20 protein-coding genes and 1 pseudogene are annotated in these 19,040 nt (G+C 71.2%); 13 read left to right on the top strand and 8 right to left on the bottom strand.

The window, feature by feature from the left end; translation table 11 throughout:
- Positions 1–3: 3 nt before the first annotated feature.
- Complete coding sequence (locus RTA_RS12125; RefSeq protein ID WP_013901699.1) at positions 4–498, bottom strand: Lrp/AsnC family transcriptional regulator; 495 nt, start codon at positions 496–498, stop codon at positions 4–6.
- A gap of 90 nt (positions 499–588) precedes the next feature.
- On the opposite strand from RTA_RS12125, the pseudogene yedA reads away from it, so the two are divergent.
- A pseudogene (gene yedA / locus RTA_RS12130) lies at positions 589–1,489 on the top strand (drug/metabolite exporter YedA).
- 146 nt (positions 1,490–1,635) lie between these two features.
- On the top strand, positions 1,636–2,076 hold the full coding sequence (locus RTA_RS12135; protein WP_013901701.1) for an SWIB/MDM2 domain-containing protein: 441 nt from the start codon (positions 1,636–1,638) through the stop codon (positions 2,074–2,076).
- A 69-nt stretch (positions 2,077–2,145) separates the two neighbouring features.
- Here RTA_RS12135 and RTA_RS12140 read toward each other — a convergent pair whose 3' ends face one another.
- Positions 2,146–3,846 (bottom strand): thiamine pyrophosphate-binding protein, encoded by a 1,701-nt coding sequence (locus tag RTA_RS12140; RefSeq protein WP_041675460.1) that lies wholly within the window; start codon positions 3,844–3,846, stop codon positions 2,146–2,148.
- Between the two features lie 39 nt (positions 3,847–3,885).
- On the opposite strand from RTA_RS12140, the gene RTA_RS12145 reads away from it, so the two are divergent.
- The 5 genes from RTA_RS12145 (at position 3,886) to RTA_RS12165 (ending at position 8,903) form a co-directional block, all read left to right on the top strand.
- Entirely contained in the window at positions 3,886–4,536 is a 651-nt protein-coding gene (locus RTA_RS12145) for a TetR/AcrR family transcriptional regulator (protein WP_041675462.1), read from the top strand.
- 74 nt (positions 4,537–4,610) lie between these two features.
- Complete coding sequence (locus RTA_RS12150; protein ID WP_013901704.1) at positions 4,611–5,612, top strand: Bug family tripartite tricarboxylate transporter substrate binding protein; 1,002 nt, start codon at positions 4,611–4,613, stop codon at positions 5,610–5,612.
- A gap of 24 nt (positions 5,613–5,636) precedes the next feature.
- On the top strand, positions 5,637–6,800 hold the full coding sequence (locus tag RTA_RS12155) for a Gfo/Idh/MocA family protein (RefSeq protein WP_013901705.1): 1,164 nt from the start codon (positions 5,637–5,639) through the stop codon (positions 6,798–6,800).
- Between the two features lie 10 nt (positions 6,801–6,810).
- Entirely contained in the window at positions 6,811–7,998 is a 1,188-nt protein-coding gene (locus RTA_RS12160) for a dihydrodipicolinate synthase family protein (RefSeq protein WP_013901706.1), read from the top strand.
- Positions 7,999–8,003: 5 nt separating this feature from the next.
- On the top strand, positions 8,004–8,903 hold the full coding sequence (locus RTA_RS12165) for a sugar phosphate isomerase/epimerase family protein (RefSeq protein ID WP_013901707.1): 900 nt from the start codon (positions 8,004–8,006) through the stop codon (positions 8,901–8,903).
- 53 nt (positions 8,904–8,956) lie between these two features.
- On the opposite strand, the gene RTA_RS12170 is transcribed toward RTA_RS12165, so the two are convergent.
- A complete protein-coding gene (locus RTA_RS12170) occupies positions 8,957–9,514 on the bottom strand; it encodes a bactofilin family protein (protein WP_013901708.1) in 558 nt (185 codons plus the stop codon).
- A gap of 227 nt (positions 9,515–9,741) precedes the next feature.
- On the opposite strand from RTA_RS12170, the gene RTA_RS12175 reads away from it, so the two are divergent.
- The 3 genes from RTA_RS12175 to RTA_RS12185 are packed head-to-tail and all read left to right on the top strand — an operon-like array spanning position 9,742 to position 11,985.
- Complete coding sequence (locus RTA_RS12175) at positions 9,742–10,431, top strand: hypothetical protein (protein WP_041675464.1); 690 nt, start codon at positions 9,742–9,744, stop codon at positions 10,429–10,431.
- A gap of 36 nt (positions 10,432–10,467) precedes the next feature.
- On the top strand, positions 10,468–11,379 hold the full coding sequence (locus tag RTA_RS12180) for an aldo/keto reductase (RefSeq protein WP_013901710.1): 912 nt from the start codon (positions 10,468–10,470) through the stop codon (positions 11,377–11,379).
- A 15-nt stretch (positions 11,380–11,394) separates the two neighbouring features.
- A complete protein-coding gene (locus RTA_RS12185; protein WP_013901711.1) occupies positions 11,395–11,985 on the top strand; it encodes a DUF6064 family protein in 591 nt (196 codons plus the stop codon).
- 13 nt (positions 11,986–11,998) lie between these two features.
- On the opposite strand, the gene RTA_RS12190 is transcribed toward RTA_RS12185, so the two are convergent.
- The 3 genes from RTA_RS12190 to RTA_RS12200 all read right to left on the bottom strand — a co-directional run bounded on the left by RTA_RS12190 (position 11,999) and on the right by RTA_RS12200 (position 15,864).
- Positions 11,999–12,676: a general secretion pathway protein GspB gene (locus RTA_RS12190; RefSeq protein WP_013901712.1), complete on the bottom strand. Its 678-nt coding sequence runs from the start codon at positions 12,674–12,676 to the stop codon at positions 11,999–12,001.
- 12 nt (positions 12,677–12,688) lie between these two features.
- Positions 12,689–14,350, bottom strand: coding sequence for an AAA family ATPase (locus tag RTA_RS12195; protein WP_013901713.1), 1,662 nt, complete (start codon positions 14,348–14,350; stop codon positions 12,689–12,691).
- A gap of 269 nt (positions 14,351–14,619) precedes the next feature.
- Positions 14,620–15,864 carry an MFS transporter gene (locus tag RTA_RS12200; protein WP_041675466.1) on the bottom strand — a complete coding sequence of 415 codons (1,245 nt, stop codon included), beginning with the start codon at positions 15,862–15,864 and terminating at the stop codon, positions 14,620–14,622.
- On the opposite strand from RTA_RS12200, the gene RTA_RS20750 reads away from it, so the two are divergent.
- Positions 15,851–16,219, top strand: a complete 369-nt coding sequence (locus RTA_RS20750) for a hypothetical protein (RefSeq protein ID WP_143762968.1) — start codon at positions 15,851–15,853, stop codon at positions 16,217–16,219. The genes RTA_RS12200 and RTA_RS20750 overlap by 14 nt on opposite strands.
- 45 nt (positions 16,220–16,264) lie before the next feature.
- Positions 16,265–16,726 carry an NUDIX hydrolase gene (locus RTA_RS12210; RefSeq protein WP_013901715.1) on the top strand — a complete coding sequence of 154 codons (462 nt, stop codon included), beginning with the start codon at positions 16,265–16,267 and terminating at the stop codon, positions 16,724–16,726.
- Here RTA_RS12210 and RTA_RS12215 read toward each other — a convergent pair.
- Positions 16,723–17,025, bottom strand: coding sequence for a hypothetical protein (locus RTA_RS12215; protein ID WP_013901716.1), 303 nt, complete (start codon positions 17,023–17,025; stop codon positions 16,723–16,725). The two genes, RTA_RS12210 and RTA_RS12215, sit on opposite strands and share 4 nt — an antisense overlap.
- A 205-nt stretch (positions 17,026–17,230) precedes the next feature.
- On the opposite strand from RTA_RS12215, the gene RTA_RS12220 reads away from it, so the two are divergent.
- Complete coding sequence (locus tag RTA_RS12220; protein WP_013901717.1) at positions 17,231–18,007, top strand: SDR family oxidoreductase; 777 nt, start codon at positions 17,231–17,233, stop codon at positions 18,005–18,007.
- Between the two features lie 21 nt (positions 18,008–18,028).
- Here RTA_RS12220 and acuI read toward each other — a convergent pair whose 3' ends face one another.
- Positions 18,029–19,009, bottom strand: coding sequence for an acrylyl-CoA reductase (NADPH) (acuI, locus tag RTA_RS12225; RefSeq protein WP_013901718.1), 981 nt, complete (start codon positions 19,007–19,009; stop codon positions 18,029–18,031).
- Positions 19,010–19,040 lie beyond the last annotated feature (31 nt).

Raw genomic sequence — 19,040 nt, forward strand, 5'->3', positions numbered from 1 at the left:
GGCTCACCGGCCGGTCACCTTGCGGATGGTGGGCCGGATGTTCTCGCGCCGCGCCGGCAGCAGGGGCGCGTTCTCGCGCGGCGCGTTCAGCACGATGCAGGTCGAGGTCTCGGTCAGGATGCAGAACTTGGTGACCACCGCGTCCAGGTGGGCCACGTCGATCACGGCGATCTCCAGGATCCAGCTGTCCTCGCCGGTCACGTTCCAGGCGTTCACCACTTCCGGCGTCTGCTCGATCAGGCGCACCACCCGGGCGTACTCGGCCCGGCCGACGCGCACCAGGGCGCGGATGCCGTAGCCCAGCCGCTGGTGGTCGACCACGGCCCGGTAGCCCTTGATGACGCCTTGCAGCTCCAGCTTGCGCACCCGCTCGGTGACCGCCGGCTGGCTCAGGTGCACCCGGCGTCCCAGCTCCGCCATGCTGATGCGCGCGTCCTGCTGCAGCTCGCCCAGGATGCGGGCGTCGTAGACGTCGGTTTCGGTGATTTCTGTCGACATGCGTTTGAACGATGATTTTCAAGGCCAGTCCGGCCCATGACCTTGAATGATCCATGGAAGGGCCGGCCGCGGCAACCTACGATCGCCGCCATGGACACCACCACCGCCCCGCTGCCGCCCGCCGCCGCGCGCAAGGCACCCCTGCTCGTCGCCGCCCTGCTGGCCTGCTACCTCGTCTGGGGTTCCACCTACCTGGCCATCCGCATCGCGCTGGTCAGCCTGCCGCCGTTCTTCCAGATGGGTACGCGCTTCCTGGTGGCCGGCGCGCTGCTCATGGCCTGGGTGCGCTGGCGCGGCGGCCCCTGGCCCAGCGCCGCCCAATGGCGCAACGCCCTGGTCGTCGGCGGCTTGATGCTGGGCGTGGGCATGGGGCTGGTGGCCAGTGCCGAGCAGCACGTCGGCTCGGGCCTGATCGCCGCCTTTATCGCCGTGGTGCCCATGATGGTCTGCGGCTGGGGGCTGGCCTTCGGCCGGCGCCCGGCCCGGCTGGAACTCGCCGGCATGGCGGTGGGCCTGGCCGGCGTGCTGCTGCTGGTGCGTGGCGCCGGTTTCTCGGCCGCGCCCGCCGGCATCGCCGCCATCACGGCCGCCACGCTGGCCTGGTCGCTGGGCTCGGTGCTGTCCACCACGCGAGCGCCGCTGGCCCCCGGCCCCTCGGGCTTCGCCAGCGAAATGTTGTGTGGCGGCGCGGTGTTGATGGCCACATCTCTCGTACTGCGTGAGCAGCCCGCGTGGCCCGTGGCGCCGCAGGCCGCGGCCGCGTGGCTCTACCTCGTCGTGTTCGGCTCGCTCATCGCCTTCAGCGCCTACCTGTACCTGCTGGCCCATGCCTCGCCCGCCGTGGCCCACCAGCTACGCGCTGGTGAACCCGCTGATCGCGCTGCTGCTGGGCGTCGCCGTCGCGGGCGAGGCCGTGAGCGGCGGCGAGTGGGTGGCCTGCGCGGTGATCCTGGCCGGCGTGCTGCTGATCTTCAGAGGGAAAGCGGACTGAAAACGCCCTAGCAAAAAACAACATGCTCCAGCGAAAAGCGCCACTTTCCGCTTGGAAACGCGTTTTTTCTCCAGTAGCATCCGCTCTGCCAACGGTGATGACGTCGATCCCGCTGGCGCTCAATCAACTTCTAGAAGGAAAGTCAAATGGCAACTGCGAAGAAAGCTGCGGCGAAGAAAGCGCCCGCCAAGAAGGCCCCCGCGAAGAAGGCGGCACCGGCCAAGAAGGCCGTCGCCAAGAAGGCCCCGGCGAAGAAGGCCGCACCGGCGAAGAAGGCCGTTGCGAAGAAGGCGGCGCCTGCCAAGAAGGCCGCCGCGAAGAAGGCCCCCGCCAAGAAGCGCACCCCCAACGCCGCGTTCATGAAGGCCCTGACGCCCAGCCCCCAGCTGGCGGCCGTGGTGGGCTCCAACCCCCTGCCCCGCACCGAGGTGGTGTCCAAGCTGTGGGCCTACATCAAGAAGAACAAGCTGCAGGACTCGGCCAACAAGCGCATGGTCAACGCCGACGCCAAGCTGAAGGACATCTTCGGCAAGTCGCAGGTCTCCATGTTCGAGATGGCCGGCCTGATCGGCAAGCACGTCAAGTAAGCCAGTCCCCGGCAATGAAGAAGGGCCGCGCAAGCGGCCCTTTTCTTTTGCTGCGCGGGACCGCCGTGCTCAGCGCTTGAGCGCGGCGTCGCGGATCGCGCTGAGGGTGGCGCGCGTGGTGATCACCTCGGGATCGAGCATCACCTCGATCAGCGTGCCCCGGGGCCGCGCCAGCGCGGCCACCAGCGCCGGCTCGAACTCGGCGGTGCGCGTGATGCGCAGTCCTTCGTAGCCGTAGGCGCGGGCCAGGCCCACGAAGTCGGGATTGGCCAGCTCGCTGCCGTGCGCGTGGCCCGGGTATTCGCGCTCCTGGTGCATGCGGATGGTGCCGTACATGCCGTTGTTCAGCAGCAGGATGATGCTCCTGGCGCCGAACTGCGCCGCCGTGGCCAGCTCCTGCCCGTTCATCAGGAAGTCGCCGTCGCCGGCGATGGTGAAGGCGGTGCGGCCGCTCACCAGGTGGGCGGCGATGCCCGCCGGCACGCCGTAGCCCATGGAGCCCACGGTGGGCGCCAGCTGCGTCTTCAGGCCGTGGGCCAGGCCGCGGTAGCGGAAGAAGCGGTGCAGCCAGCTGGCGAAGTTGCCGGCGCCGTTGGTCAGCACCGCATCGGGCGGCAGCAGCCGCTGCAAAGTGGCGACGATGGCCGGCATGTCCACCTCGCCGGGCATGGCCTGCGGCTGCAGGTTGGCCTCGTAGTCGGCGTGCGCGGCGCGGGTCCAGGCGGCCCAGGGCAGCTCGGGCGGCGCGGTGAGCACCTCGAGCGAGCGGGCGGCCGCGTTCATGCTGGCGTTGATGGCCAGGTCGGCCTGGTAGACGCGGTTCAGCTCCTCGGCGCTGGCATGGATATGGACCAGCTTCTGCGAGGGCCGCGGCGCCTTGAGCAGCGTGTAGCCGCTGGTCGTCATCTCGCCCAGGCGCGGGCCGATGGCCAGGATCAGGTCGCTCTCGCGCACCCGCGCGGCCAGCTTGGGGTTGATGCCTATGCCCACGTCGCCGGCGTACAGCGGATGGTGGTTGTCGAAGCAGTCCTGGAAGCGGAAGGCGTTGCCCACCGGCAGCTGCCAGTTCTCGGCGAAGCGCTGCAGCGCCTGGGCCGCCTGCGGCGTCCAGCCGCCGCCGCCGGCGATGACCAGCGGCTGGCGCGAGCGCAGCAGCATCTCGCGCAGCTGGCGCAGCGCGCCGGGATCGCTCCAGGCCTCCACCGGCTCGACGCGCGCCAGGGGCCGGGCGGCCGTGGCGCGCGTGAGCATGTCCTCCGGCAGCACCAGCACCACCGGGCCGGGCCGGCCGTTCATCGCGGTGGCGAAGGCGCGCGCCACGTACTCGGGGATGCGGTCGGGCTCGTCGATGCGCTCCACCCGCTTGGCCATGCCCTTGGTGGACGGGCCGAAGAAGCTGGTGTACTCCAGCTCCTGGAAGGCCTCGCGGTCGCGCTGGTCGGCCGCCACGTCGCCCACGAACACCACCATGGGCGTGGAATCCTGGAAGGCCGTGTGGATGCCGATGGACGCGTTGGTCGCCCCCGGGCCCCGGGTGACGAAGCACACGCCCGGCCGGCCGGTGAGCTTGCCCACCGCCTCGGCCATGAAGGCGGCGCCGCCCTCCTGGCGGTTGATGACGAAACGGATGCGCTCGCGGTGCGCGTGGAAACCGTCCAGCACCGCCAGGTAGCTTTCGCCCGGGACGCCGAAGGCATGTGTCACGCCCTGGGCCACCAGGCACTCGACGAGCAGGTGGCCGGCCAGTTGCGAAGTAGGAGCAGCTTGCATGAGCTTGACTTTATTAACCATCCGGTGAATTATGGAGACATGACCCGAGACGCCATGCCGGTAACCGAGGAGCGCCTGCGCGACGCCGACCGCTCGCAGGGAACGATCTTAGCGGCGGCCAGGGGCGAGTTCGCCGAGTTCGGCCTGGGCGGTGCCCGCATGGACCGCATCGCCGAGCGGGCCGGCCTGAACAAGCGCCTGATCTACTACTACTTCACCGACAAGGAGGCCCTGTTCCAGGCGGTGCTGGAGCAGGCCTACCGCGACATCCGCGAGGCCGAGCAGCGCCTGAACCTGCTGGAGCTCAAGCCGGCCGAGGCCCTGCGCCGGCTGGTCGAGTTCACCTGGAACTACTACCTCGACCACCCCGAGTTCCTCACCCTCCTCAACAGCGCCAACCTGCACAAGGCGCGCCACCTGCAGGAGTCGCAGCGCGCGCGCGAGCTGAACTCGCCGCTGATCGAGATGCTGGCGCAGATCCTGGAGCGCGGGCGCAGGGAAGGAAGCTTGCGCGGCGGGGTGGACCCGCTGCAGCTGTACATCTCGATCGCCGCCCTGCCCTACTTCTACCTGTCCAACAACCACACGCTGTCGGCGATCTTCGGCCGCGACCTGATGACGGCCAAGGCGCGCAACGAACGGCTGAGCCACATGTGCGACCTGATCCTCGGGTATGTCCTGAGGGATTGACGCCGCAGGCCCGCGAGGCCTGCCTATAATTCACCAAACAGTTAATACGAGTCCGCATTCCACAGGAGACATCGATGAAGCTGACCCGCCGTGTTCTTGCCCTTTCCCTGGCCAGCGTGGCCGTGCTGGCATCCGCCACCGTCCTGGCCCAGCCCGCCGCTTCGGCCGGCGCGGGCTACCCGAACAAACCCATCCGCGTGATCGTGCCCTTCGCCGCCGGCAGCACCACCGACATCATCGCCCGCGCCATCGCCGACAAGATGGGCCAGGGCCTCGGCCAGCAGATGGTGGTGGAGAACCGCGGCGGCGCCAGCGGCACCATCGGCCAGGCGGCGGTGGCGCAGGCCGCGCCCGACGGCTACACGATCATGATCCACTCGTCGTCGCACACGGTCAGCCCGCACACCTTTGCCAAGCTGCCGTTCGACACCGTGACCGATTTCGTGGCCGTCACCCCGATCTCCAGCACGCCCAACGTGCTCGTGATCTCGCCGTCCAAGAACATCAAGACGCTGCAGGAGCTGCTGGCCGCCGCGCGCGCCAAGCCCGGCAGCATGAACTTCGCGTCCGCCGGCCAGGGCAGCGCGACGCACCTGAACGCCGAGAAGTTCAAGCTGGCGGCCAGGATCGACGCGCAGAACATCCCGTTCAAGGGGTCCGCCGAGGCCGTCACCGAGGTGATGGCCGGCCGCGTCGACTACTACTTCTCGCCCATCGCCCCCGTCATCGGCCAGATCCGCAACGGGCAGCTGCTGCCGCTGGCCGTGGGCTCGCCCAAACGCGCCGCCGCCCTGCCGGACGTGCCCACCACCGCCGAAGCCGGCGTGCCGGGCTCGGAGTTCAACTTCTGGATCGGCATGTTCGCGCCGGCGAAGACGCCCAAGGAGATCGTCGATCGCCTGCAGGCCGAGGTGGTAAAGGCGCTTGCCTCGCCGGAAGTCAAGGAGCGCTTCACCACGCTGGGCGCCGACGCCTGGACGCTGAAGCCCGCCGAGTTCGAGGCCTACATCCGCGACGAGATCAAATCGAATGCCACGCTGGTGAAAGCCGCCGGCCTGGAAGTGCAGAAGCAGTAAGCAAACCAGCAGCAGGAACCCAGCATGGCCACCCAACGCCTCGGACTCATCATGCACGGCGTCACCGGACGCATGGGCATGAACCAGCACCTGATCCGCTCCATCGTCGCCATCCGCCACCAGGGCGGCGTCACCCTCTCCAACGGCGACAAGGTGATGCCGGACCCCATCCTCATCGGCCGCAACGCCGAGAAGATCGAGGCCCTGGCCCGCGCCCACAGGATCGAGCGCTGGGGCACCGACCTGGACAAGGCGCTGGCGAACCAGGAGGACACCGTGTTCTTCGACGCCGGCACCACGCAGATGCGCCCGACGCTGCTGGCCCGTGCGCTGCGCGCCGGCAAGCACGTCTACTGCGAGAAGCCCATCGCCACCACGCTGGGCGAGGCGGTCGAGATCGCCAAGACCGCCGAGAAGTCCGGCCTCAAGCACGGCGCAGTGCAGGACAAGCTGTTCCTGCCGGGCCTGCGCAAGCTGGACATGCTGCGCCGCGCCGGCTTCTTCGGCCGCATGCTCAGCGTGCGCCTGGAGTTCGGCTACTGGGTGTTCGAGGGCGATCTGCAGCCCATTCAGCGGCCCAGCTGGAACTACCGCGCCGAGGACGGCGGCGGGATGATCCTGGACATGATGTGCCACTGGCGCTACGTGCTGGACAACCTGTTCGGCGAGGTGAAGTCCATCTCCTGCCTGGGCGCCACCCACATCCCGCAGCGCTGGGACGAGGCGGGCAAGCCCTACCCCGCCACGGCCGACGACGCGGCCTACGCCATCGCCGAGCTGGTCGGCCACGGCGGCGAGCCGGTGGTGGCGCAGATGAACATGTCCTGGGCCACCCGCGTCAACCGCGAGGACCTGGTGACCTTCCACGTGGACGGCACCCATGGCTCCGCCGTGGCGACCTTGACGGAGTGCAAGGCGCAGAGCCGCGTCAACACGCCGCGCCCGGTGTGGAACCCGGACGTGAAGCAGACCATGAACTTCTTCGACCAGTGGCAGGAGGTCCCGGACACCCAGGTGTACGACAACGGCTTCAAGATCCAGTGGGAACACTTCATCCGCCACGTGGTGGAAAACGCGCCCTACAAGTGGACGCTGCCGGAAGGCGCCAAGGGCGTGCAGCTGGTGGAAGCCGCGCTGCAAAGCTGGAAGGAACGCCGCTTCGTCGACGTCCCGCCTCTCTCGATCTGAGGAGCAAGCCATGGCCCTGACGCTGAAGCTGCCGGGTGCCGGCGGCACGCTGGAGACCTATGCGCTGTGCGGCACCGCCCCGGTGAAGCCGGCGGCGGGCGTGAAGTTCAGCCGCATCGCGTTTTCCGCGGCGCATGTGGTCGCCGATCCGCTGGCAGCCGTGAACCCCTGGTTGGATTGCGCCGTCGACTGGGACACCACCATCGCCTACCGGCAGCACCTGTGGAAGCTGGGCCTGGGCGTCGCGGAAGCCATGGACACCGCCCAGCGCGGCATGGGCATGGACTGGCCGACTTCGCTGGAGCTGGTGCGGCGCTCGCTGGACGCCGCCCGCGACGTTCCGGGCGCGCTGGTCGCGTCCGGCTGCGGGACCGACCACCTGGCGCCGGAGAACGCACGCACCGTCGATGATGTCATCCGCGCGTACGAAGAGCAGATGGCGGCCATCGAGAAGCTCGGTGGCAGGCTGATCGTGATGGCCAGCCGCGCGCTGGCCCGCGTGGCGCAGGGCCCGGCCGACTACGAGCGGGTCTACGACCGCATCCTGTCGCAGGCGAAACAGCCCGTGATCCTGCACTGGCTGGGCGAGATGTTCGACCCGGCTCTGGCCGGGTACTGGGGAACCCGGGACCTGGATGCCGCGATGGACACGGCGCTGGGCATCATCGCCGCGCATGCTTCCAAGGTCGACGGCATCAAGATCTCGCTGCTGGACAAGGACAAGGAGATCGCCATGCGCCGCCGCCTGCCCGCGGGCGTGCGCATGTACACCGGCGACGACTTCAACTACGCGGAGCTGATCGCCGGGGACGGCTTCGGCCGCGAGCCGGTGCACGGCAAGAGCGACGCCCTGCTCGGGATCTTCGACGCCATCGCGCCCGCGGCAAGCGCCGCGCTGGGCGAACTGGCCCGGGGCAACATCGAGAAGTTCCACGCCATCCTTGGCCCCACGGTGCCGCTGTCGCGCCACATCTTCGCGGCGCCCACGCGCTTCTACAAGACCGGCGTGGTGTTCATGGCTTGGCTGAACGGGCACCAGAAGCACTTCACCATGGTCGGCGGCCAGCAGAGCACGCGCAGCCTGCCGCACCTGGCGCAGCTGTTCCGCCTGGCCGATGCCGCCCACCTGCTGGAGCAGCCCGAGCTGGCCGCGCGCCGCATGAAGACGCTGCTGGCGCTGCACGGCGTCGAGGGCTGAGCCGCATGCGCGACTTCTCCCAGGACCACCGCTGGCTGTCCATCAACACCGCCACGGTGCGCAAGAGCCGCGGCCAGGACCTGCCGCTGCCCGACACCATCGAAGCCTGCGCACGGCGCGGCATCCGCGCCATCTCGCCCTGGCGCGACCAGGTGGCCGCCGCCGGCCTGGCGAACGTGTCCAGGCTGGTGAGGGCGCATGGCCTTCAGCTGTCCGGCTATTGCCGCGGCGGCATGTTCACCACCACTGACGGGGCCGGCCTGCGGGCCGCGCGCGACGACAACCGCCGCGCGGTCGACGAGGCCTGCGAGCTCGGCGCCGCTTGCCTGGTGCTGGTGGTGGGTGCCCTGCCCGGCGCCCTGCAGGGCAAGGCGGCGCACAAGGACGTCGCCCTGGCCCGTTCGCAGGTGCGCGACGGCATCGCCGAGCTGCTGGAGTACGCGAGGCAGGCACGCATGCCGCTGGCCATCGAACCGCTGCATCCGATGTACGCGGCCGACCGCGCCTGCGTCAACACGATGGAGCAGGCCCTGGATTTGTGCGAGGCGCTGGACCCGATGCGCTCAGCCCACGGCGAGCGCGGCGCCGCCGCCCTGGGGGTGGCGGTGGACGTCTACCACGTGTGGTGGGACCCGAAGCTCGAGGCGCAGATCGCCCGCGCCGGGCGCGAGCGGCTGCTGGCCTTCCATGTGTGCGACTGGCTCACGCCCACCACCGACCTGCTCAACGACCGGGGGATGATGGGCGACGGCGTCATCGACATCCCGCGCATCCGCGGCTGGGTCGAGGCCCAGGGCTTCGCCGGCTACAGCGAAGTGGAGATCTTCAGCACCGGGAACTGGTGGCAGCGCGAGCACGGCGAGGTGCTGGACACCTGCATCGCGCGCCACCGCAGCGCGGTTTAGGCCGCGCTGCTTCCTGAGGCACGCGGTCTGAGCCGCGCTGCCTCAAGCAAGCGTCAGCCGTGCACGCGCTGCAGCGGGGCCGCCGCGGCGGTCTTGGCTGCGGTGCTGCTGGAGGCGGTGGCGCCGAATTCGATCTCGCCGGACAGCTGGCCGCCCTCTTCGATCACGACCTTGCCGTAACGGATACGTCCCGTCACCTTGCCCGTGGAATAAATCACCAGCTTCTGGCGCACGGTCAGCGTGCCGTCGAATTCGCCGCGGATCTCGGCGATGTCGATCTCGGCCGAGCCCTTGAACGAGCCGCGCTCGGAGATCTGGATCATGCGCGAGTCCATGGTGGCCTCGACCGAGCCCTCCACCACCAGCGTGTCGCAGTCGGTGATCTCGACGCCCTTGAGCTTGATGTTCGGGCCGACGGTCAGCTTGGCCTCGCCTTCCTTCGCGGACACGGCGACGGGGGTGCTGCTGGCCGGGGTGGTGGCCGCGGAAGTCGCGGCGGGGGCCACGGTGCCGGCCGCGGCGGCGGCGTTGGGGTTGGTGCCGCGCAGGTTGTATGCGTCGGTCGCGTCGCGCTTGTTGTTGTTATTGAAGAAAGGGGACTGCAGGGCCATCGTGCTTCCTCTGAGACGGTTGAAGGAGCTGCGAATGCTACGTAGGACCTGGCTTACATGTTCACGCCATTCAGCAAGTTCGGTAACCAAGTTCGTTGCGGTGTATCGCCGTGCCGTGTGCAGTTGCGACTTATTTGACGCGAGCGGTAACCATGGTTGCGTCTGGTCGCCGGGAAGGGCAGCATGCACGCATAGGCAAACCAAGGGTACCCATGACATTTCGCACGATGCGCGCCCGCACGAGCCTGCTTGCCACGGGTGCGCTGCTGTCGGGGGCGGCCTTCGCGGCCGATGCGCCGGCCACCGCCACCTTCGACCTGGCCGGCGGCAACCTGATGGCGGTGCTGCGGCCGTCGGCCGGCGAGAACAAGACCGACGAGGATCTGCGCCCCTACGGCAAGGTGAGCCTGGTGCTGGAGGATGGGCGCGAGGTCGAGGTCGAGACCAGCTGGTACCGGTACCTGGGCGACATGCACATCCGCCTGGTGTTCGACGGGCCGCAGAAGATGCAGAGCGCCTCTCCCGAGGACCTCGCGCGCCTGCGGCTGGACCCGCAGGGCGCGGTGCAGCTGGCGGTGGCCAACCTGCGCCGGGTCTACGGCGAACCGCAGGCCCGGCCCTGGACCGGCGGGCTGATGCAGGTGCAGGGCCGCGCCTCCGACCTGTCCAGCAGCTACTTCCTGGACCGTGAATTCTGGCTGGCGCAGCAGGCCTTGCACCCGCAGGGCCTGGTGGCGGCGGTGCCGCGCCATGGCGGCCTGGTCTACGCGCCGGCCGATGACGCGCAAGCCGTGGAGCGCCTGCGCTTTTCCGCGGTGGCCTTGTACGCGGGCAGCCCGCGCGGCCGCGTCTCCTCGGCGCTGTACCTGTTCAAGGACGGGCGCTGGTCGGTGTTCCAGCCGCCCCTGGCCCATTGAGGCCGGGGCGTTGCGGCCGGTGCTACGCTGAGTGCCATGCGACGCCGAATCATCCTGTCCCGGGGCCTGGCCCTGCTGGGCCTAGGCACCGGCCTGCCGGCGGCCCATGCGCAGCGGGCGCCGGCCGGGCTGATCACCAAGCCCATCCCGTCCAGCCGCGAGCCCATCCCCGCCGTCGGCCTGGGCACCTGGATCACCTTCAACGTCGGCAACGACCGCGCCGCGCGCGAGCAGTGCGCCGAGGTCATGCGCGTCTTCTTCGCCGCCGGTGGCCGGCTGATCGACTCCTCGCCCATGTACGGCTCCTCGCAGGGCGTGGTGGGCGACGCCCTGCAGCGGCTGGGCGCGCAGCAGCGCGTGTTCTCCGCCGACAAGGTCTGGACCTCGTCCGGCGGCGCGGCGCAGATCGAGCAGTCGCGCCGCCTGTGGGGCGTGCCGCGCTTCGACCTGCTGCAGGTGCACAACCTGCTGGCCTGGCAGGAGCAGCTGCCGCTGCTGTTCGAGATGAAGAAGGCCGGCCGCCTGCGTTACGTCGGCATCACCACCTCCGAGGGCCGGCGGCACCGCGATTTCGAGCAGATCATGCGCGAGCATCCGCTGGACTTCGTGCAGTTGACCTACAACATCCTGGACCGCGAGGCCGAGCAGCGCCTGCTGCCGCTGGCGCGCGAGCGCGGCATCGCGGTGCTGGCCAACCGGCCGTTCCGCGAAGGGGCCCTGCTGCGGTCGCTGCAGCGCCACCCGCTGCCCGGCTGGGCCGCAGAGATCGGCTGCACCAGCTGGGCCCAGGCGGCGCTGAAGTACATCGTCGCCCATCCCGCCGTCACCTGCGCCATCCCGGCCACCAGCCGGGTCGACCACATGCGCGAGAACATGGCCGCCGGCACCGGCGTGCTGCCCGACCCGGCGCTGCGCAAGCGCATGGCCGACCACGTGGCCGGCCTGTAGGCCGCCGGACGCGCCATGTCGGAGTGGTGGACCTACCGCCTGTCGGACTTCCTGATGTTCTCGCCGCGCACCTACGCGCGGCTGGTCGCCCTGTACCACGAGGAACTCTGGCCGCTGCAGTGGCTGGGCCTGGCCGCGGGCCTGGCCGCCCTCGGCCTGGCGCTGGCCTCGCGCCGCCACCCGGTCGCCCGCCGGGCGTTGATGCTGCTGCTGGCGGCGGCGTGGGCCTGGGTGGGGTGGGCCTTCGCCTGGCAGCGCTACGCCGCGATCAACCTGGCGGCGCCCCACCTGGCGGCGGCCTGCGGCTTGCAGGCCGTGCTGTGCCTGCTCGCGGCGTTCGGCGCCGATGCCCGGCCGGGGGCCAGCCGCGCGCCCTGGATCGGCGACGCGCTCGCCTTCGCGGCGGTGCTGGGCTTTCCGGCCGCGAGCCTGCTGGCGGGCCGGCCCTGGGCGCAGGCCGAGGTGTTCGCCAGCATGCCCGACCCGACGGCCCTGGCCAGCCTGGGCCTGTGGTGGGCGGCCGGCCCGCGCCGGGCCTGGCTGCTGCCGGTGCCGCTGGCGGTGCTGGCGTTGGGCCTGGCCACGCGCTGGGCACTGGCCGGCTGACGCCGGCGCCGCTTCAGAAGCTCACGTTGTAGCGCTGGCCGCGAAAGAGCAGCACCGCCGTGCTGGGGCGGATCTGCTCGATCACCACGCCCGGGGCCGGCTCGGCCCCCTCGTTGAACACCTGGCCGTTGACGATCAGCATGCGCTGCGCCGCGTTGGTCGAGTACACGCCGCCGGTGATGGCCACCTTGGGGGCGTCGGGCGGCAGCGGGCCGGCAGTGGGCGCCGCAGCGGCTGCCGGCCCGCCTGGCGCTGGTGGCGCGGTGGGCCCGGCCGCCGGTGCTGGCGCTGGCAGGTTCGCCTGCGGCGCGGCCTGGTTCGCCTGAGGCGCGCGCAGCGCCGGGGCGGCGGGGGCCGCAGGCGCAGGCGCAGGTGCCGGTGCAGGCGGGGGCGCCGGGGGAGAGATGGCGACAGCGGGTGGCGTCGGGGCCGCGGCCGTAGCGGCCGGCACGGGCGTGGCCTGCGGCGCCAGCGCCACGCGCGTCTCGCCCGGACCGGCCATCAGGTACCAGGCGGCGCCGCCGGCGCCGAGCAGGCCCAGTACCACGCCGGCGGCCAGCAGGCTGCGCCAAGTGCGCGTGCGCGGCCCGTCGTCCGCCGCCGGTGGCACGGGCTGCGCATGGATGCCACGCAACGGATCGCGTTCGCGCTGGGCATCGGCCCGCCGCAGCGCATCGAGGATGTAGGACATACGAAAAGATCTCTAGCGCTCGACGCGCAGGCGCGGCTCGTCGACGCCGGCCGCGCGATGGAGTTGCATCAGGGTCAGCGGCCCCAGCACGCCGTCGGCGCGCAGGCCCTGGGCCAGCTGGAAGGTGCGGATGCGCTGGCGCAGGGCGCTGTCGTCGCCATCCGCGGCTGCCGCGGCGTCACCGGCCCGGCCATCGGCCGGCCCGAGCTGGGACGCCACCCAGCGCAGCACCGGCGGGCGTTCGCCGTCGCCAGGCCGGCCGGTCGCGCCGGGTGGCAGGCGCCACAGCGTGGCGAACTCGCCCTGCCAGCGTTCGGCCAGTGCGGCCAGCGTCACCGTCTGTTCGGTGCCGCCCGCCTGCAGCGTGGCGCTGTCGGCCGTGAGCCCGGCCAGCACGGCATAGGAAGGGGTGCCGCCGGCCGCATCGAGCGTGACGATGCCGGGGCGGTCCAGCTGGCGGATCAAGGCCAGGCTGGCCACCTGGCTGTGGCAGGCCAGCCGCTGGCGCAGCAGCGCGCGGCAGGGCTGCGCCTCCCCGGCTGGCAGGTCCGCCTTCCAGGCCGCAGCCAATTCGCCCCATGCCGCATCCATGTCGCGCAGCAGCACCGGCGGCTTGGAAGGCGCCTGGCCGGCCGAAGCGGTCGGGTCGGCTGCGACCGCAGGCGCGGAAGCGGCGACTGCGGGCGCCGAGGCCGGTGTGGATGCCGCAGTGGCCGGCGGCACGCTGCTGCCGGCCGCCCAGCCCGGCACCGCGGCCGGACCCAGGTAGCGGGCCGCGACCAGCACGCCGCCCAGCGCCGCTGCCAGGCCCAGCCCGGTCCAGGCGACCCGCCGCCAGCGCGGCGCCGGCGTGCTGGGACCGAACACCTCTTGCGCCGCGCGGTCCACGATGGCGGCGTTGACGGTGGCGCGGTTGCGGGCGTAAGCCCCCAGCAGCGCGCGGTCGCACAGCAGGTTGATGCGCCGCGGCACGCCGCGCGAACGCTTGTACACGCGGCGCAGCGCGCCCCTCTCGAACGGCAGCGCGCGGGCGAGCCCCGCCACCTCCAGCCGGTGCTGGACGTAGTGCGCGGTCTCCGCCTCGGTCAGCGGCCCCAGGTGGTAGCGCGCGATGACGCGCTGCGCCAGTTGCTCGAGCTCGGGCCGGGCCAGCATGTCGCGCAGCTCGGGCTGGCCGATCAGGATGATCTGCAGCAGCTTGCGCTCGGCCGTCTCCAGGTTGGTCAGCAGGCGCAGCTGCTCCAGCACCTCGGCCGAGAGGTTCTGCGCCTCGTCGATGATCAGCACGCTGTTGCGCCCGGCTGCGTGCGAGTGCAGCAGGAAGCCGTTGAGCGGGTCGACCAGCGACTTCACCGTGGGCGGCTGCGGGCCGGCCGGCGGCAGCACGATGCGGAACTCCTCGCACACCGACTGCAGCAGCTCGGTGACGGTGAGCTTGGGGTTGAAGATGTAGGCGACGTTGCAGTTGGCGGGGATCTGCTCCAGGAAGGACCGGCACACCGTCGTCTTGCCGGTGCCGATCTCTCCGGTGAGCAGCACGAAGCCACCGCCGCCCGACAGCCCGTAAAGCAGATGCGCCAATGCCTCGCGGTGGCGCTCGCTCATGAACAGGTAGCGCGGGTCCGGGGCGATGGAGAACGGCTCCTGCCTCAGCCCGAAATAGGGCGCGTACATGCGGCAAGGATAAACGCATGGGATTTCCGCCTTCCGCTGGCCTGCCGCAAGCGATAGCCCGTGCGGGGCGCCAGGCACTCCCCGGCAGGGGCTCATACTATGTTGGTGCGTGCTGCGCACGCACTCGCTGCGCCGTACCGGGCCTGGGCTTGCACCGCATAACTCGCTACGCGCCCCGAAGGGCGCTCCGCTCAAACAGATGCGGTGAGTCAGTTCACGGGAGCGCCTGGCGCCCACAGACCGGTTGCCGCGCCGTGCAGCGCTACACGTCAGGCAGACGCCAGCACCGTGCGCCGCGTCCGCCGCACCTGAAAGGCGCTGGCGATCAGGACGCCCTGCATCAGCACCAGCCCCAGCCAGACCCCGCGGAAGTTCCCCTGGTCCATCAGGCTGCCGAACACCAGCGGCGCGAGCGCCTGGCCGATGTCCAGGCCCGCGTACACGATGCCGTAAACGCGGCCGCTGGCGTTCTCGGGCGTGGAGCGCTTGACCAGCAGGTCGCGCGAGGGACCGGCGATACCGCTGGCGATGCCCATGGCGCCGAACAAGGCCGGCACCGCCAGCGCCGGGATCGGCGCGAAGCCGATGGCCAGCGCCACCAGCGCCGCGGCGCCGAAGCCGATGCCGACGATGCGCTCGCAACGCGCCGGATCCGAGGCCAGGAAGCCGCCCAGCAGCATGCCGCCGGCGCTGCACACCATGTAGACCGTCAGGCACATGGCCGCCAGCGCCACCGGCACACCGTGGATCTGCCGCGCGGCTTCGGGCGCGAAGGCCTGGATCACGCTCAGCACCACGGCGTAGAAGAAAAAGAAGCCGAAGCACATCCACACGGCGGGGATACGCAAGAAGTCAAGACTGCCCTCCCCGGCCAGCGCCGCCCCGCCCGCCGCGGGCTTGGCGGGCGCGGCCGGCAAGGCCAACTGGCCGCGGTTCAGCCACAGCACCAGCAGCACGCCGAAGGCCAGCGTGCCTGCCGCCATCAACGCCACGCGCCAGGAAAACGCGATCGCCAGCGGCACCAGCAGCGCCGGCGCCAGGGCCCAGCCGAGGCTGCCGGTGATGCCGTGCACGCTGTAGGCATGTCCCAGCCGCGCGGCGCTCACCTTGCGGTTGAGCAGCGTGTAGTCCACCGGGTGGAACACGCCATTGCCCACGCCGGCCACCACGGCGAAACCGGCCAGCATCCAGTAGGAGGTGGCGGACGCGAAACCGAATGCCGCCACGCCCAGCAGGGCTAGGCCGCCCAGCAGGATGGGCCGCGGCCCGTGCCGGTCCACCAGGAAGCCGGAAGCCGCCTGGACCGCACAGGACACCACGAAGAACACCGTCATCAGGAAACCCAGCTGGGTGTAGCTGACGTCGAAAGCCTCCTTGAGCCACGGGAACAGCGGCGCCAGCAGCAGCTGGCTGAAATGGCTGATCAGGTGGGCCAGGCCGACCAGGCCGATCACGCCGGCATCCTGGCGCAAGGGACCGGCACGGTGGGCGGGCGGGACGGTGGTGCTGCTCATAGGGGTCAATGCTACGCGCGGCCGGACCACCCCTGCCCCGCACCGTTCGCCCCCTGCGGCCGACAAGGCAACGGATGTTTACGACAGCAAACCTTGGAAACATTCCTACAAGCAGGACGGCGCCGGTCTGACCGCTGAGCTTGTGCCCGAGCGCTTCAATGGCTTCATGAGCAACACCCACCACGACCACGTCCCCGGGGATCCGGCGTCGCCGCGGCAGCACGGTGACTCGCCGGAAACCGGGCGCTCCGGCGAAGGCGCGGCCAGTGCCTTGCGGCAGTTGATCTCGGAGGCCGAGCAGCAACGGCGCCAGACCCCGCGCCATGAAGCCGAGGGCGCAAGGCCCAGCGCGTGAAGCCCTTCCCGGCCCGAAGCCTGCCGGCCCCGTAACGGTACCGCCATGGCCACCAGCGCCGGCCTGCTGATGCTGCGCCGCGCACCGCAAGGGCTGCAGGTGCTGCTGGCCCACCCGGGCGGCCCCTGGTGGGCGCGCCGGGACGAAGGCGCCTGGTCGCTGCCCAAGGGCGAGGTGGCGCAAGGCGAGGAGCCGCTGGCCGCGGCGCGGCGCGAGTTCGCCGAGGAAACCGGCATGGCGCCCGAGGGCCCGTTCGTGCCGCTGGGCGAGGTGCGCCAGAAGTCCGGCAAGCGCGTGCAGGCCTGGGCCTTCGTCGGCGACTTCGATCCCGCCGCGCTGCGCAGCAACAGCTTCGAGATGGAGTGGCCGCCACGCTCGGGCCGCCTGCAGTCCTTCCCCGAGGTCGACCGCGTGGCCTGGTTCGGCCTTGAGGAGGCCCGGCGCAAGCTGCTGCCGGCGCAGCAGCCCTTCATCGACCGCCTGCTGGCGGCCTTCAATCCCCCTTAACGGCTGAGTCGGTCCTGGCGGTCCCAGGCGGCACGCATGGCCTCGCGGGCCTCGTCCCAGGACAGGCGCGAGCCGCCCTTGATGCGCTCCCAGTTGGCCCACAGCGACTTCTCGGCATCCTCGAACGCGCCGCCGTACTGGGCGTGGCCGATGTAGCCCACGCAGTAGGCCGGGGCGAAGTCCTCGTAGTCCAGTCCGGCGCGCGCCGGCTGGGTGCGGCGCCAGCGGCGGCTCCAGTAATCGTCCTCGCGGCGGGCGGCGGCGAGGTCTTGATACGGCGCGGGGGCGGCAGGGGTCATGGGCATCTCCTGTGCGTGGTGGTGGATGGGTGCCGGGATGCTCCATCCCGCGGCGGCACGGTCGCGTAGGACGGCTTCCATGCTCCGCTGTCAGCCGGCAGCGCTTCCTGCTGAGCCACCTGCTCTGCCGCAGGCGCTTGTCGCCTGGGTGGCTGGGCGCACCCGGCCGGCTCGCCCATACTCGCGGCCTGAAGGAGAAACCGCCATGGACATCCAGGGAAAAGTCGCCATCGTCACCGGCGCGGCCAGCGGCATCGGCGCGGGCCTGGCGCGCCGTTTCGCGGCCGAGGGCGCGCGCGGTGTCGTGCTGGCCGACCTCAACCAGGAACGCGCCGAGGGCGTGGCGCGCCAGATCGGCGGCGCAGCCATGGCCGTGCGCTGCGACGTCGGCCGCGAGGCCGACATCCAGGCCCTGGTGGCCGCCGCGCGCCAGCGCTTCGGCCAGGTCGACATCTACGTCTCCAACGCCGGCATCCTGGGCCGCATGGGCGGCATCGAGCTGGAGGACGCGCTGTGGGACGCCATGTGGCGCATCCACGGCATGGCCCACGTGTGGGCGGCGCGCGCCGTGGTGCCCGAGATGGTGGCGCGCGGCGAAGGCTACTTCGTCGTGACGGCCTCGGCCGCCGGCCTGCTCAACATCGTCGAATCGGCGCCCTACGGCGTGACCAAGCACGCGGCCGTGGCGTTCGCCGAGTGGCTGCGCATCGCCTACGGCCGCAAGGGCGTGCGCGTGTCCTGCCTGTGCCCGCAATCGGTGGAGAGCGACATGACCCGTGACGGCACCGGCTCGGCCGGCCTGGACGGCGTGCTCACGCCGGCCCAGGTGGCCGAGGTGGTGGTGCAGACCCTGCGCGATGAGACCTTCCTGGCCCTGCCCCACCCCTCGGTGGCGCAGTACTTCCAGGCCAAGGGCCAGGACTACGACCGCTGGCTGGGCGGCATGCAGAAGCTGTACGCCCGGCACATGGCGGGCGGCTGAGGATTCCCGGCAGCGGCCGGGCTAGGCGGCGGTCTTGACGACGATGCGCCCGCGCACCTGCCCCGCCATCAGCCGCTGCGCCTCGCCCACGGCCGCGACCAGCGGCACCTCGGTCGTCATGGCGTCCAGCCTGGCCAGGTCCAGGTCGCGCGACAGCCGGGCCCAGGCCTCCTCGCGCCGCGCCAGCGGCGCCATCACGCTGTCGATGCCCTGCAGCGCGATGCCGCGCAGGATGAAGGGCGCCACCGTCGCCGGCAGGTCCATGCCCTGGGCCAGGCCGCAGGCCGCCACCACGCCGCCGTAGCGCGTCTGGGCGCAGGCATTGGCCAGGGTGTGGCTGCCCACCGCATCCACCACGGCGGCCCAGCGCTCCTTCTGCAGCGGCTTGCCGGGCGCCGACAGCTCGGACCGCTCGATGACGGCCGCCGCGCCCAGCTGCCGCAGCCAGTCGTGCTCGCCGGCCTTGCCGGTGGCGCCCACCACCTGGTGGCCCAGCGCGGACAGCAGCGCCACCGCCACCGAGCCCACGCCGCCGGTGGCGCCCGTCACCAGCACCTTGCCGTCGCCGGGCTTGAGGCCGTGGCGCTCCAGCGCCAGCACGCACAGCATGGCGGTGTAGCCGGCGGTGCCGATGGCCATGGCCTGGCGCGGGGTGAAGCGGGGCGGCTTGCGGATCAACCATTCGCCCCTGAGCCGGGCGCGGCCGGCCAGGCAGCCCTTGTGCGTCTCGCCCACGCCGAAGCCGTTGAGCACCACCTCGTCACCGGGCCGCCACAGCGGCGAGCTGCTCTCCACCACCGTGCCGGCGCCGTCGATGCCGGCCACCATGGGCCAGCTGCGCACCACCGGCGAGCGGTTGGTGATGGCCAGGCCGTCCTTGTAGTTGAGGGTGGAATAGGCCACGTCGACGGTGACGTCGCCCTCGGACAGGAAGCTGTCGTCGACCTCGCGCACGGCGGCGCTGAACTCGGGGTTCTTCTCCAGGACCAGGGCGTGGAACATGCGGGCGTCTCCTTGGATGGGATCAGCCCGC

This window comes from Ramlibacter tataouinensis TTB310 (genome assembly GCF_000215705.1).
GTDB classification, from domain to species: Bacteria; Pseudomonadota; Gammaproteobacteria; order Burkholderiales; family Burkholderiaceae_C; genus Ramlibacter; species Ramlibacter tataouinensis.

Excerpts from the sequence above, each read along its gene's own strand:
- RTA_RS12125 (WP_013901699.1), bottom strand. The coding sequence starts at position 498 with ATGTCGACAGAAATCACCGAAACCGACGTCTACGACGCCCGCATCCTG.
- RTA_RS12135 (WP_013901701.1), top strand. The coding sequence starts at position 1,636 with ATGGCAACTGCGAAGAAAGCTGCGGCGAAGAAAGCGCCCGCCAAGAAG.
- RTA_RS12140 (WP_041675460.1), bottom strand. The coding sequence starts at position 3,846 with ATGCAAGCTGCTCCTACTTCGCAACTGGCCGGCCACCTGCTCGTCGAG.
- RTA_RS12145 (WP_041675462.1), top strand. The coding sequence starts at position 3,886 with ATGACCCGAGACGCCATGCCGGTAACCGAGGAGCGCCTGCGCGACGCC.
- RTA_RS12150 (WP_013901704.1), top strand. The coding sequence starts at position 4,611 with ATGAAGCTGACCCGCCGTGTTCTTGCCCTTTCCCTGGCCAGCGTGGCC.
- RTA_RS12155 (WP_013901705.1), top strand. The coding sequence starts at position 5,637 with ATGGCCACCCAACGCCTCGGACTCATCATGCACGGCGTCACCGGACGC.
- RTA_RS12160 (WP_013901706.1), top strand. The coding sequence starts at position 6,811 with ATGGCCCTGACGCTGAAGCTGCCGGGTGCCGGCGGCACGCTGGAGACC.
- RTA_RS12165 (WP_013901707.1), top strand. The coding sequence starts at position 8,004 with ATGCGCGACTTCTCCCAGGACCACCGCTGGCTGTCCATCAACACCGCC.
- RTA_RS12170 (WP_013901708.1), bottom strand. The coding sequence starts at position 9,514 with ATGGCCCTGCAGTCCCCTTTCTTCAATAACAACAACAAGCGCGACGCG.
- RTA_RS12175 (WP_041675464.1), top strand. The coding sequence starts at position 9,742 with ATGCGCGCCCGCACGAGCCTGCTTGCCACGGGTGCGCTGCTGTCGGGG.
- RTA_RS12180 (WP_013901710.1), top strand. The coding sequence starts at position 10,468 with ATGCGACGCCGAATCATCCTGTCCCGGGGCCTGGCCCTGCTGGGCCTA.
- RTA_RS12185 (WP_013901711.1), top strand. The coding sequence starts at position 11,395 with ATGTCGGAGTGGTGGACCTACCGCCTGTCGGACTTCCTGATGTTCTCG.
- RTA_RS12190 (WP_013901712.1), bottom strand. The coding sequence starts at position 12,676 with ATGTCCTACATCCTCGATGCGCTGCGGCGGGCCGATGCCCAGCGCGAA.
- RTA_RS12195 (WP_013901713.1), bottom strand. The coding sequence starts at position 14,350 with ATGTACGCGCCCTATTTCGGGCTGAGGCAGGAGCCGTTCTCCATCGCC.
- RTA_RS12200 (WP_041675466.1), bottom strand. The coding sequence starts at position 15,864 with ATGAGCAGCACCACCGTCCCGCCCGCCCACCGTGCCGGTCCCTTGCGC.
- RTA_RS12210 (WP_013901715.1), top strand. The coding sequence starts at position 16,265 with ATGGCCACCAGCGCCGGCCTGCTGATGCTGCGCCGCGCACCGCAAGGG.
- RTA_RS12215 (WP_013901716.1), bottom strand. The coding sequence starts at position 17,025 with ATGACCCCTGCCGCCCCCGCGCCGTATCAAGACCTCGCCGCCGCCCGC.
- RTA_RS12220 (WP_013901717.1), top strand. The coding sequence starts at position 17,231 with ATGGACATCCAGGGAAAAGTCGCCATCGTCACCGGCGCGGCCAGCGGC.
- acuI (WP_013901718.1), bottom strand. The coding sequence starts at position 19,009 with ATGTTCCACGCCCTGGTCCTGGAGAAGAACCCCGAGTTCAGCGCCGCC.